Annotated in this window: 11 protein-coding genes; 2 read left to right on the forward strand and 9 right to left on the reverse strand. The window is 39.0% G+C overall.

What is annotated here, in order from left to right:
* Window positions 1-174: 174 nt before the first annotated feature.
* Both CRS_RS13745 and CRS_RS13750 read right to left on the reverse strand, forming a co-directional pair.
* Window positions 175-870 (reverse strand): VIT family protein, encoded by a 696-nt coding sequence (locus CRS_RS13745; RefSeq protein WP_142724606.1) that lies wholly within the window; start codon window positions 868-870, stop codon window positions 175-177.
* A gap of 410 nt (window positions 871-1,280) precedes the next feature.
* Window positions 1,281-1,604, reverse strand: a complete 324-nt coding sequence (locus CRS_RS13750) for a low affinity iron permease family protein (RefSeq protein WP_142724607.1) — start codon at window positions 1,602-1,604, stop codon at window positions 1,281-1,283.
* 374 nt (window positions 1,605-1,978) lie between these two features.
* Between CRS_RS13750 and lgt the strand changes: the two genes are divergently transcribed.
* Entirely contained in the window at window positions 1,979-2,815 is an 837-nt protein-coding gene (gene lgt, locus CRS_RS13755) for a prolipoprotein diacylglyceryl transferase (protein WP_142724768.1), read from the forward strand.
* A gap of 75 nt (window positions 2,816-2,890) precedes the next feature.
* On the opposite strand, the gene CRS_RS13760 is transcribed toward lgt, so the two are convergent.
* Window positions 2,891-3,646, reverse strand: coding sequence for an SDR family oxidoreductase (locus CRS_RS13760; RefSeq protein ID WP_142724608.1), 756 nt, complete (start codon window positions 3,644-3,646; stop codon window positions 2,891-2,893).
* Window positions 3,647-4,329: 683 nt separating this feature from the next.
* On the opposite strand from CRS_RS13760, the gene CRS_RS13765 reads away from it, so the two are divergent.
* Window positions 4,330-4,758, forward strand: a complete 429-nt coding sequence (locus CRS_RS13765) for a cold shock domain-containing protein (RefSeq protein WP_142724609.1) — start codon at window positions 4,330-4,332, stop codon at window positions 4,756-4,758.
* A gap of 223 nt (window positions 4,759-4,981) precedes the next feature.
* Here the strand turns inward: CRS_RS13765 and CRS_RS13770 are convergent, their stop codons facing one another.
* The 6 genes from CRS_RS13770 to CRS_RS13795 all read right to left on the reverse strand — a co-directional run bounded on the left by CRS_RS13770 (window position 4,982) and on the right by CRS_RS13795 (window position 12,483).
* Window positions 4,982-6,433 carry a TolC family protein gene (locus tag CRS_RS13770; protein WP_142724610.1) on the reverse strand — a complete coding sequence of 484 codons (1,452 nt, stop codon included), beginning with the start codon at window positions 6,431-6,433 and terminating at the stop codon, window positions 4,982-4,984.
* Window positions 6,414-9,536, reverse strand: coding sequence for an efflux RND transporter permease subunit (locus CRS_RS13775; RefSeq protein WP_142724611.1), 3,123 nt, complete (start codon window positions 9,534-9,536; stop codon window positions 6,414-6,416). Before CRS_RS13775 ends, CRS_RS13770 begins: the two co-directional genes overlap by 20 nt.
* 28 nt (window positions 9,537-9,564) lie before the next feature.
* The gene (locus tag CRS_RS13780; RefSeq protein ID WP_142724612.1) at window positions 9,565-10,653 is read right to left on the reverse strand and encodes an efflux RND transporter periplasmic adaptor subunit; all 1,089 of its coding nucleotides are present in this window, start codon (window positions 10,651-10,653) and stop codon (window positions 9,565-9,567) included.
* Between the two features lie 61 nt (window positions 10,654-10,714).
* Window positions 10,715-11,047, reverse strand: a complete 333-nt coding sequence (locus CRS_RS13785; protein ID WP_142724613.1) for a hypothetical protein — start codon at window positions 11,045-11,047, stop codon at window positions 10,715-10,717.
* A 284-nt stretch (window positions 11,048-11,331) separates the two neighbouring features.
* Window positions 11,332-11,784 (reverse strand): SRPBCC family protein, encoded by a 453-nt coding sequence (locus CRS_RS13790; protein ID WP_142724614.1) that lies wholly within the window; start codon window positions 11,782-11,784, stop codon window positions 11,332-11,334.
* Between the two features lie 51 nt (window positions 11,785-11,835).
* Window positions 11,836-12,483 carry a murein L,D-transpeptidase catalytic domain-containing protein gene (locus tag CRS_RS13795; protein ID WP_142724615.1) on the reverse strand — a complete coding sequence of 216 codons (648 nt, stop codon included), beginning with the start codon at window positions 12,481-12,483 and terminating at the stop codon, window positions 11,836-11,838.
* Window positions 12,484-12,485 lie beyond the last annotated feature (2 nt).

Raw genomic sequence — 12,485 nt, forward strand, 5'->3', positions numbered from 1 at the left:
CGAAATAAAATACAATTCAGACACAAATATGAAAAAGTGTCGTACTTTTACGACTAACACCCGTTAGGCAACATATCAATTGTAAATCAGAAGATTATTCACCATAAAGCAGAAGTACAAACTGATAAACCAGTGGAAAGAAGACTCTTTTTTTATATACAGTCAGACTAGTTCTCAGGCAACATTAACTCCGAAAATATGTCCTACCAGTGCAGTGATTCCCATGGCAACAGTTCCCCAGAAACAGATTCTCAATACAGCTATTTTAATATTGGAACCTCCGGCTTTGGCAGAAATTGCTCCTAAAAGCATCAGAAATATAATGGCAAACCCATATTGGAAGTATACCATTTGTTTAAGGGGAGCCAATAGGGAGACGGTAAACGGCAATAAAGCTCCTACAGCAAATGAACTGAAAGATGCCATTGCCGCCTGTAAAGGTTTGGCTTGTGTTATTTCGTTTATTCCCAATTCGTCACGCGCATGGGCTCCCAATGCATCATGTTCTGTAAGTTCGATTGCTACCTGCATTGCTGTTTCTTTTGTACAGCCCCTTTTTTCATAGACTTTAGCCAATTCTCTGAGTTCTATTTCCGGCATCTGTTCAAGCTCAATCTGCTCACGAATCAGGTCTGCTTTTTCCGTATCTTCCTGTGAACTTACAGAAACATATTCCCCTGCTGCCATAGACATTGCCCCGGCAATCATCCCTGCCAGCGCAGCAAGAATAATAATATGACGTTCCGGCTCTGCGGCTGCAACCCCGATGACAATACTTGTTGTAGACAACAGTCCGTCGTTCGCTCCCAATACCGCCGCCCGAAGCCAGCCTACCCTGTTTACATAATGTTTCTCCAGCTGATGATGCATAATTCTTATTTTGGTGGTAGGCTAAAGTTACCAAATGTTTCATCAAGAATCATTTTAAATTAAGTATCATTATTATGGATAAATATATTATTCTTTGATCAAAGACTGATCTCTGAATATTAATATCAAAGTTGTTTAAAATTATCCCAGCCAAAAAGGTCACAAAAGGCTTCATTTTAAAACACTTGAGTTCACTTAGGTAAGTTTAAAACGATACCGCAGAAAAGTTCACATAAGATGAAAATCAAAGGTTTTTACAAAACTTAGCGATGCGTATTACGCATAAGGCTTGGCGCTGAAAAACTTCTGTGCTTTTTGTGGTTAAATAATGATTATACTAGTTTAAACAATCTCAACATTATAAAAGTACAGTAAAGAATGAACTAGCAAGGAATAATGTGTAAGATAATCTATTTATATCTATGATAGGGCATTTGCTGATTTTCCGGCCGGTCATTATCCGGTATATTTTTTTCTCTGCGCTGTTTTTCTGTATCTTTATAAAAGTTATGAAGCTGATCCGGCTCATTTTCTGTCAGCTTTTCTGTTTCTTTTATCCTTTCTGTATCTTTGCCTGCTTCAATCAATTCATTAAGTTTATACTGAAGTGCTTTTATGTCTTTATTCTGTGCATTTCTGATAAAAAATATGGCAAGCCCTGCAATTCCCAAAAAGGTACTTCGCTTAAAATAGGTCTGCCAATCCGGCCATCTGTCTAAAATATGCTTAATCATAACTGTTATTTTTTAAATTTATAAAAAACAAGCCATCCTTTTGCTCCATGCTCCATAACAGTATTATTATGGGTTAGTGAATCTTGATCCCTGTTTTTAATTTCTTATTGATATCTTAAATAATCCCGGATTTTAGAATCCGGATCATACACCGAACGGTCCATTGTAAGTATAAATTGCCGAATCCTGTAAAATCTGGACAAAGAGACCGGCAGGTACCATGAATGATACAATGAATTTTATACTATTAAATTTTGTGGTGTGTATAGTTTCAAATATAGCCAATATACACCTAACACTTTATGACTCAGATCATAGAACTTCCGATCTGTACCATTCTTCCCGAAAAATTCTATTTCCCTATCTTTGCAGCAATGAATTTATTATATATCAACTGGGATATCAATCCCGAAATCGTCAATATCTTAGGACTTCCCATCAAATATTACGGATTGCTATTTCTTGCAGGACTTGTTCTAAGCCTGAATATCTTAAAACGTATCTATAAAAAGGAAGGCCTCAGTGCACAGGCCCATGAAGCTTTATTCTCTTATGCACTGATAGGAATTCTGGTGGGAGCAAGACTGGGACACTGCCTTTTTTATGATTTTGATTATTACTCCCACCATCCGCTTGAAGTATTTTTACCGATTCAGAGAGGACCGGACGGGAGCTACCATTTTACAGGATTTGCAGGTCTTGCCAGTCATGGCGGCGGTATAGGTCTGGTGATCATGCTTCTTATCTATGCAAGAAAATTTTCTATCCCGTTTATGACTGTTTTGGATGCTATAGCGATCGTACTTCCGTTGGGTGGAACTTTTATAAGGCTTGCCAATCTTATGAATTCTGAGATTATAGGAACTCCTGCCAATGTTCCATGGGCCTTTATTTTCCGTCAGGTAGATAATCTTCCGAGGCATCCTGCACAGCTTTATGAGTCGATCTCTTATTTTATCATTTTTCTTGCTGTGTACTTTATTTATAAGAAAAACATCTTTACTATCGGAAAAGGATTTTATTTCGGAATCAGCATTCTGCTGATCTTCATTATGAGAATTCTGATTGAATTCATCAAAGTAGACCAGGTGGAATTTGAACACGGAATGAGCCTGAATATGGGACAGCTTCTGAGTATTCCATTTGTTCTTCTCGGATTATTCTTTATCATCAAAAGTATATTGGAGAAAGGAAAGATCAAAACCACTTAATCTTCTATTTTTTACAATAAAAACTCACTGAAAGCTGTTTTCAGTGAGTTTCCTTTTTAATGGATTTACCATAGATTATCTTGTTGTGTAGCCACCGTTGGCAAAGATGGTCTGCCCGGTGATCCACCATCCGTCTGTTACCAGAAATTCTACCAGCGGAGCTATATCTTTAATATCTGTCAAACCTCCCAATGCTGATGCTGATTTATGATAGGCTACGGCATCATCGGTTTCCTGCCCATAGAAGAAAGGAGTATCCATTGGACCAGGTGCTACTGCGGTTACAGAAATTCCTCTGCCTCCAAATTCTTTGGAAGCTGCTCTTGTAAAATGCTCTACCGGTGCTTTTGCCCCTGCATAGGTGGAATACAGTCCTGTGTAAGCTGCCAGCAATGAGGTAACAATCGTACAGATTTTTCCGTGATCATTCAGTTTTTTACCCGCTTCCTGTAAAAAGAAGTAGGCTGATTTTGAATTGACATTGAACATCGTATCATATTCTGCTTCTGTAGTTTCTGAAAATGGTTTTTTCAGGACCATTCCTACGGTATTGATCGCAATATCAATTCCTCCGAAGCGGGAAACTGTTTCATCAAAAAATTTTGTGATATGGTCTACCTTGGTAAGATCTCCCTGGAATAAAAATGCTTCTGCTCCCAGTGCCTGTACCTCAGCCAGCGTCTTTTCACTTTCTGCTTTTGAGCTTTCACTGTTGTAATGGATGGCCAGTTTAGCACCTTTTGCTGCAAAATCTCTGCTTAATAACCCTCCTAAGTTTTTACCGCCTCCCGCAATTAAAACAACTTTTCCTTTTACATTTTGTGTTGACATTGTTTTTATTTTAAATGTTAATGAGACAAAGATGGATAATAAAAGCGGTCTCAACATGGTGAAATTTTCGGAAATTTCATTTTATCAATCCTCTACAGAAAAAACATTTGCTATTTTTATGTAAACAATACTTTTTCAATAGGATGTTATTTACCAGTCAGATACGGCTTGAGTCTCTCTTTTTTATTTAAACACTTTAGTATAATTCCCAAACAGCTATCCATTTTAGGCATAACATTTGATACCTTCCTCCCGTATCACGCACCACCACTTCATTTTTAATATATTTTTTTATAATCCTCAGGTTTCTGGGGATTTTTTATGATGAGTCCTGACTTCATTATGGTGTTGCCCTCAGAATATAAAACATCAGGTAAAACCATTTCTGATAATCAATTATTTAAAACAGGATTATTCATTTTATTTGTTGTATATTTGTACATTATAACCAAAGTCTTTACTTTGTTTTCTGTAACGACCAGAATATTTTTATTCAGTCCTTGCTTTTTGAGCAGCCATATTTTTTAACTTTTATTCTTCTATCAAGAACAATACTCGTCAGAATTTTAAAGCTCTGTATGATTGGGATTACCCAAGACAGGAAACATCGGCAGGCTTTATAGGTCTCATGCGGGCCAGATTGAACCAATTAATTTATAGAAACTAAATACTAAAAATAATTTATGGCAGATTCTTTTTCTAAAAAGGAAAATTTCAAGAAAAAAATTCAAAAGCAAAAAGAAAAGGCGCTAAGACGCGAAGAACGTAAAACGAACAATAACAAAGGGAAGGACATGGAAGACGTATTCATGTACGTAGATGAATTCGGAAGATTAACTTCTACTCCCCCTGAACAAAGACAGGAAGTAAACCTTGATGATATTCAGTTGGGTGCTGCACCTATCGTTGAAGAAGATCCAAGAAAAACAGGAATTGTTACTTTCCTGAGTGAAAAAGGATATGGTTTCATTACGGAAGATAATTCCAAAGAAAATATCTTCTTCCACAACAACAACTGTGCAGAGCCGGTAAAGAAAGGGAATAAAGTATCTTTCGAAAAAGAGAAATCTCCAAAAGGATTTTCTGCTGTTGAAATTCAGCTTGTTAAATAATAGGTACTTATAAAATGTTTCTGCAGTAGAAGCAGATCCATTTTTAAACCATATACAAAGAGACTGCCCTTGGGACAGTCTCTTTTCTGTACATATAAAAATTTAAGTTATAAAAACGGGTGCAGTATCCAGGAATGATTTTAACTACGAATACGGGAATCCAGAATAGAGTGAAAAAAGAAGCTGCCTGAAAAGACAGCTTCCTTCATCGTAAAAAGTAAAATCAATCCAGTTTCCCGCCCAATGCTTTAAACAGCAGGACGTTATTTCTGGTATTCTGATGCTGAAACTGTAATAAATCCAATTCAGCGGTTAATTTACTCTTCTGAGAGTTAATCAGTTCAAAATAATTCGCGTAGCCTGTCAGATAAAGATCATTGGAAACTTCAACTCCACGGTCCAGAAAAGCCACTTCTTCTGATTTCAGTTTCAAGACACGTTCATAGATTTTAGTTTGTTTCAAAATAGATTGCAGTTCATTAAAAGCTGTCGTAATACTTTTCTGATAGTTTAAAAAAGCAATTTCCTGCTCTTTGCTGGCTACCTTAAATTCGTATTTCAGCTGCCCTTTATTGAAAACAGGAACCATCAGCCCACCCAACAGCTGCCCGGCCAATGAACCTGGTTTAAAAAACGTTCCCACAGAAAAAGAATTCAGTCCGAAGCCTGCTCCCAGATCGATCTTAGGGTAAAAAGCAGCTCTTGCCGCCTTCGCATCAGCATGAGAAGCTTCTAAAACATAGTAATTGGCCGCCACATCCGGTCTGGAATGAATAACATTTTCTACGTTTATGGTTTTATTCAGGACATCCATATTGGTAGGCATCAGTATTTTCCCCCGTTTCACCTCTCCGCCATAGCTTCCTGTCAATGTTGTGATCGCCTGTTCTACCGTAACGATTTCTACTCTGATATGTTCTATCTCTGCAAGCCAGTTGTTATTCTGTGCCTTGAACTGCTGCACTGCCAGTTCCGTGGCTTTTCCCACTTCACGCTGTGCTAAAACAATTTCAAAAGCTCTTTGCTGAAGATTATAGTTCTTCTGGTAAATGGCAAGGCGATTGTCCAAAGCCACCAGCTGATAGTACAGGTTGGCAATATCAGTGAAAAGCTCTACCTGTAATAATCGCAACCCTTCTGTGGAAGCCAGGTATTTCTTCTGGGCAGCAATTTTTTTATTTTTGAGTTTCCCCCAGGCATCTATTTCCCAGCTGCTTCTTGCTCCCAGCCAGTAATTAGGCGTAAAATCCCGGTTGATTTTCTGATCTTCCGTAATATTGGGCGAAAGATTGGTGTCATAGTTTCCAACGCCTTCCATCGTATATTTCCCGTATCGGTTACCGGAAACGTCTACTCCAATTTCAAGGGAAGGCAACAGGTTCATCTTTGAGCGCTGAAGAAAACTGTTGGCGATCTCCACTCTCTGCTGGGCAATCTGGAAATCAGGATTAGCCTGAACTACTTTATCAAAAAGCTCAAGCAGATGCGGATCTGTAAAGTAAGCCTTAAGATTGATCTGCTGGAATTCATCCGAAGATTTATTATTATCATTTTGGATGATTTCATTGGGTAATTCCTGCGTCTTTTTCAGTTCTGTTACTTTAGGAACGGCACATGAAACCAGGCACAGCCACACCATTCCATACCATATATTTCTATGATTTGATCTTTTCATTTTTCTTTTTATTTTCAAGTTTTGCAAAGAATATATACAGTCCCGGAATCACAACCAGTCCGAAGATGGTTCCGATCAGCATTCCTCCGGCAGCAGCTGTACCAATAGAGCGGTTACCGATGGCTCCGGCTCCGGATGCCAAACATAGTGGAATAAGTCCCGCCACGAATGCAAAAGAAGTCATTAAAATCGGTCTTAAACGTTGTCTTGCCCCTTCAATCGCTGCAGGAATAATATCAAATCCCTGCTTATTTCTTGCCACGGCAAACTCCACGATCAGGATAGCATTTTTAGCTAAAAGCCCGATCAGCATGACCAATGCTACCTGTGCATAGATATTATTATCCAGCCCTGCTGCCACCAATGCGATGTAAGACCCGAAAATTCCTGTCGGCAGACTTAATAATACCGGCATCGGAAGAAGGAAGCTTTCGTACTGTGCAGCCAGTAAAAGATATACGAATAAAAGACAGATCGCGAAGATATAAACGGTCTGGTTTCCTGATAGGATCTCTTCTCTTGTCATCCCTGACCATTCGATATCAAATCCTCTCGGTAATGTTTCTTTGGCTACACGTTCTACCGCTGCAATGGCATCTCCGGAGCTGTAACCGTCTGCAGGTTCACCATTGATCATGGCAGACATATACATATTGTACCTTGTAAGTACTTCAGGGCCGTACACCTTCTCAATGGTGATGAAAGTTGAGAAAGGGACCATTTCGCCCTTGTCATTTTTTAAATATAAATTCAGAATGCTTTCAGGAGTATCTCTGTGCTCAGGACTTGCCTGCACCATCACTTTATACATCTGGCTGAAACGGATAAAATTCGTAGCGTAATATGATCCCAGCATGGTTTGTAGTGTTGACATCGCGTTGTCTACTGACACACCTTTCTTCGCTGCCATATCATAATCTACATTGATCATGTATTGCGGGAAAGTAGCATCAAAACTGGTAAAACTGTTCTGCAGTTCGGGCGCTTCATTGAGTTTTTTAACAAAATCCTTGGTGATCTTATCTGTATTTTCAATGGTTCCTCCGGTTCTGTCCAGCAAACGCAATTCAAAACCACTGGTATTTCCGAATCCGGGAACGGTGGGTGGTGCAAAGATCTCAATCTGGGCATCTGCAATGCTTTTCGTTTTTTCGGAAAGCTCTGCGATCAGATCATTCACTGAAATATTTCTTTCTTTCCAGTCTTTAAGGTTGATCATCGCCATTCCGTAAGATGAGCCTGCAATCTCTGTTACGATGCTATAGCCCGCAAGTGTAGTCACGTTTTCTACTCCATTAATCTTTTTGGCAATAACAGTCACTTCATCCAATACCTTTTCTGTTCTTTCTACCGTTGCTCCCTGTGGCGTGGTTACACTTACATACACCATTCCCTGGTCTTCCATCGGAATAAATCCGGTAGGCAGGAACTTGCTGGTCACAAAAGTCAGTCCGATGAATAAAAATAACAGTCCGAAAGTCACTGTAGTTCTTGTAGCAAATTTTGATAAAATACCGACATAACCATTCGTCAGTCTTTCAAAGCCTGTATTGAAACTTTGGAAAGCCCTGTCGATGATGGTTTTCTTTTTATTAGGATCATGAGGTTTTAAAATAATTGCACAAAGCGCAGGAGTAAGTGTCAGTGCGTTCACTCCTGAAATCACAATACTGATAGCTAGCGTGAGTGAAAACTGACGATAAAATACTCCAACAGGCCCATCCAGGAACGCCACAGGAATAAATACAGCAGACATTACAATCGTGATGGCCACTACAGCTCCTGCAATTTCTTTGGTGGCACTGATGGTTGCATCCATCGCATTCATTCCCTCCTCCATTTTAACGTGGACAGCTTCTACGACGACAATTGCGTTGTCAACCACAATTCCGATCGCGAGAACCAATGCAAACAGTGTCAAGAGATTGACAGAGAAATCAAGCATATCCATGAATGCAAAAGTTCCTACCAACGCCACCGGAACAGCCAGTACAGGAATCAATGTGGAACGCCAGTCCTGAAGAAAGATAAATACCACAACTCCCACCAGAATAAAGGCTTCGATAAGAGTTGTCAGTACCGCACTGATGGAAGCATCAAGGAATCTGGAAACATCATACGCCATGTTATATTCCATTCCCGGAGGAAAGGATGTGACTTTCAATTCCTCCATTTTAGCCTTTACACTTTCAATAACTTCAGAGGCATTGGAGCCTGGACGCTGCTTCATCATAATGGATGCCGAAGGTCTTCCGTCCGTTTTGGAAACCATACCATAATTCATTGCTCCGAACTCCACTTTGGCAATATCTTTAAGCTTTAAAATGGTTCCATCCACATCAGACCTGATGGGAACTTCTTCATATTGTTTAGGCTCAAAAAACTTTCCTTTATATTTGATTACATACTGAAGCTGGCTTGAGGTTTTACCTGACGTTTCACCCACTTTTCCGGGTGCTGCGGAAATATTCTGCTTTTGCAGGGAAGTGATGACTTCATCTGCAGAAATATTGTAGGCTGCCATTTTCTGCGGATCCAGCCATACTCTCATTGAATATTCTTTCTGTCCCATGATTTCGGCACGTCCTACCCCTTCAATACGTTTCAGCTCCTGAAGGACATTAATATCTGTAAAGTTATAGATGAACTGCTCATCCTGACTGGGATCCGTACTGGTGATATTAAGGTACATCAGCATGCTGTTGACCTCTTTTTCAGTAGTCACTCCAGCCCTGATCACCTCTTCAGGAAGTTCATCAAGAATAGTGGTTACCCTGTTCTGTACATTTACCGCTGCAACATCAGGATCTGTTCCCACTTCAAAGAAAACCTGGATAAGGGTAAGCCCGTCATTAGAAGTTACTGTAGACATATAGGTCATCCCAGGTACCCCGTTAATTGCCCTTTCCAAAGGCAGTGCCACTGCATTGGCAGACACTTCAGCGTTCGCTCCTGTATATTTTGCTGTAACGGTTACTGAAGGCGGTACAATATCCGGGAATTGAGTGATGGGCATTTTCAGCAGCGCCATGACTCCCAGCAGTACAAATAATATGGAAATCACCAACGAAAGAACCTTTCGTCTTATAAACATTTCTACCATAGTCAATTGGTTTAAAGATTATGAAAGGTTAATACTTCTTTTTGATTTTGATGATATCACCATCTTTCAAAGACTGGGTTCCTTCATAAATGATTAAATCTCCTTTTTTAAGACCGCTTTCTACCATATAGGAATCTCTAAGGGTAGTTCCGATCTTAATGCTGGTCATTTTCACTTTATTCTGCTTATCCACTACAAAAACATAGGTCTTATCCTGAATGGAGAAGGTAGATTTCTGTGGAATTAGGATCGCATTATTCTGCTGTTCGGAAATAATAAGCTTTCCGGAAGTACCGTGCTTGATCAGACGGTCCGGATTCGGGAAAAGTACCTTATAGCGGATAGAACCCGTAGCTCTGTCAATTTCACCTTCGGCTGTTTTTAAAGCTCCGTTGAACTGGTAATTAACTCCATTGGGAAGCGTCAGTTCAATCTTCTGATGATTACCGATTTTATCATTGGCTAAAAGCTCAAAGTACTGGTTTTCAGGAATGGAAAAATAGGCATATACTTCGTTCAATTGGGAAAGAGTGGTCAACAGGGTTCCGTTTTCCACTAAGCTTCCATCTTTATGAGGAATCACGTCAATCACTCCATCAAAAGGTGCCGTGATCTTTGTAAAGCTTATTTTCTGAAGGACGGTTCTCTTTTCAGCATCAGCAAAAGCATGTTTTGCCTTCGCAGAGGAAAGTTTTGCCTTCACCATTTCCAGCTCGTTATTGGCCACAAATTTTTTAGCATGAAGACTCTGGATCTGCTTCAGTTCAACTTCTGCAATACGAACATCTGCTTCGGTCTGCTTTAATGCGGCATTCGCTTTCAGAAGTTCCATCTGCAGTTCAGCATCACTGATTTTAAATAAAGCCTGGCCCTGATGGACAAACTGTCCCTCATTGACATAGATATGCTGTATAATGCCTCCTATTCTGGAACGCATCTCAACATTCTTTTTAGCCTGAATATCAGTAACAAACTGGTTACTCACCAGTGTATCCTTTTCTTTGATTTCCAGTACGGGGACTTCTTTTTCTTTCTGACTGTTTTTTTTCTTGTCTTTACTGCATGACACAGCGAATAATGTTGCAAGAATGCAAATTATTACGTTTTTACAATACATTTTTAAATGTTTAAGTTATAAGATTTCCGTTAAAAGTGATTGGGTTTTCAGAAACTTAAACTTAGTACAGCTGGAGGAGATGGAGAAAAGATTTAACTCCGCAAATAATGGAAACTGCAATTTCCGGAAGGGTAATTTTAGGAATAACTTTTACTATTCCTGAAAAGTCTGCCACTGCAGAATCATTTTTTCTGACTGAGTGTTTTACAATTTTTGAAGCAGCAGGCAGCGCATGCGTGTTCATATCTGCTTCTTCATAAACATCCAGAACGTGAATGTTTGTTACAGGAGGAACGTGAGGAATATTCTGCAACGATTTTTCTGCCCAATTCGAATTGAAAAGGGAAAAAACCAGTATGATATAAAATAAGAAAAATGACCTCAGACCTGCCATGTCAATCAGAATACTTTAGTTTTTCAGTAAAAACGATAGTGCTGCAAAAATAGAGATTTTTGTGGGAAAATCCAGTCACAGAACTGTTAAAAAAACTTAAACAATAGTTGATTATTCTAATTATTGGAATTTAGATTCTCCGGAATGACAAATACACGCATAAACTTAGCAGTCTGTTATTCCGAAGGAGCCTAACTTAAGTTTTGGCTAAAGCCAATGGAATTTTGGTTATCATTTTTAAACGGGCTAAAGCCCGTTTCTATTGAATGATTAAAATTGAATAGTTAGAACAATTTGCTGAGAACCCTGAAACGATAATCAAAGATATATTCCAGCTTCTTTCTGACGAAAAGGCGATGGGCAATTTCACCTAAAAAACCCATAGGAAGTTCATAATCTATAGTATCTCTCATCAAAACGCCTTCTTCATTAGGAATAAATTCATGATGGTGGTTCCACAGTTTGTAGGGACCTTTTTTCTTAAAATCTATGAAACTTTTCTTAAAATCTACGTGGGTGATCTCAGTCTGCCATTTCATCTTGATCCCGAATAAGGGCGAAATATAATAATCGATGAGCATTCCTTTATAGATTTCATCATCTTCCATTTTCGTCAATACAATAAAGCCCATGTCTTTTGGAGTGATCTCTGAAAGATTGTTGGCTGAGGAAAAGAATTTCCATGCGGTTTCTATATCACAGGTGAGCTGTTGCTCACGGAAAAGCCTATGTTTCATAAAATGGAATCAATTGACAGGATTATTGTGGAACAAATCTAAGACAAAAATTTAATGATAGATCCACATCAACACGGGTTTTCCCGATTTCTGAATCATCGGATCAATTTCTCTCATCGCATTATTGGAAACAGTTGGGCAGCCCCAGCCTTCCGGTGAACCTTTGGGAAATACTTCTTCATCACTCATCAGATTCCAGGAATGAAAGACAATAAACCTTTTCAACGCATTACTGTTGGTCTCCTCAAGACCATGCATCAGGTATTTTATATTAATTCCCCATTCGCTGTAGCCTCTTCCTTCCAGTTTATATTTCCCTAAAGAGGAAAGATGACTTCCGTCTTCGTTGCTGAATTTCGGATTGGCTTTAGAATCATCCTTACTCCATGAATTGAAGCCACAGCCATGACCTACCAGATATTTTTTAGAAATCTTATTGTTTTTAAAATCCCAGACAAAAAAACGGTTAACTCCGGAATGGAGGCTCATATCAATAAGAATACAGAAATCACGGTTGAGGTTCTTTGAAGTACAGAACTCCAAAGCTTCTTTTGCTTTTATTTTTAATCTGGAAAGATCAGCTTCCGGTTTGTTTTCAGCAACAACAGATCTTTCTACTGCTCTTCTTATATTGTCCTTTCTATCCTGTGAACATGAACTTATGCAGAGAAGAATGAAAAGCAGATAAATTCTCTTCATGA

Origin of the sequence: Chryseobacterium sp. ON_d1, from assembly GCF_006829085.1 — a bacterium.
Lineage (GTDB): Bacteria > Bacteroidota > Bacteroidia > Flavobacteriales > Weeksellaceae > Chryseobacterium.

What these genes read in the sequence shown, in the direction of transcription:
- CRS_RS13745 (WP_142724606.1), bottom strand. Translation starts at nt 870, where the DNA reads ATGCATCATCAGCTGGAGAAACATTATGTAAACAGGGTAGGCTGGCTT.
- CRS_RS13750 (WP_142724607.1), bottom strand. Translation starts at nt 1,604, where the DNA reads ATGATTAAGCATATTTTAGACAGATGGCCGGATTGGCAGACCTATTTT.
- lgt (WP_142724768.1), top strand. Translation starts at nt 1,979, where the DNA reads ATGAATTTATTATATATCAACTGGGATATCAATCCCGAAATCGTCAAT.
- CRS_RS13760 (WP_142724608.1), bottom strand. Translation starts at nt 3,646, where the DNA reads ATGTCAACACAAAATGTAAAAGGAAAAGTTGTTTTAATTGCGGGAGGC.
- CRS_RS13765 (WP_142724609.1), top strand. Translation starts at nt 4,330, where the DNA reads ATGGCAGATTCTTTTTCTAAAAAGGAAAATTTCAAGAAAAAAATTCAA.
- CRS_RS13770 (WP_142724610.1), bottom strand. Translation starts at nt 6,433, where the DNA reads ATGAAAAGATCAAATCATAGAAATATATGGTATGGAATGGTGTGGCTG.
- CRS_RS13775 (WP_142724611.1), bottom strand. Translation starts at nt 9,536, where the DNA reads ATGGTAGAAATGTTTATAAGACGAAAGGTTCTTTCGTTGGTGATTTCC.
- CRS_RS13780 (WP_142724612.1), bottom strand. Translation starts at nt 10,653, where the DNA reads ATGTATTGTAAAAACGTAATAATTTGCATTCTTGCAACATTATTCGCT.
- CRS_RS13785 (WP_142724613.1), bottom strand. Translation starts at nt 11,047, where the DNA reads ATGGCAGGTCTGAGGTCATTTTTCTTATTTTATATCATACTGGTTTTT.
- CRS_RS13790 (WP_142724614.1), bottom strand. Translation starts at nt 11,784, where the DNA reads ATGAAACATAGGCTTTTCCGTGAGCAACAGCTCACCTGTGATATAGAA.
- CRS_RS13795 (WP_142724615.1), bottom strand. Translation starts at nt 12,483, where the DNA reads ATGAAGAGAATTTATCTGCTTTTCATTCTTCTCTGCATAAGTTCATGT.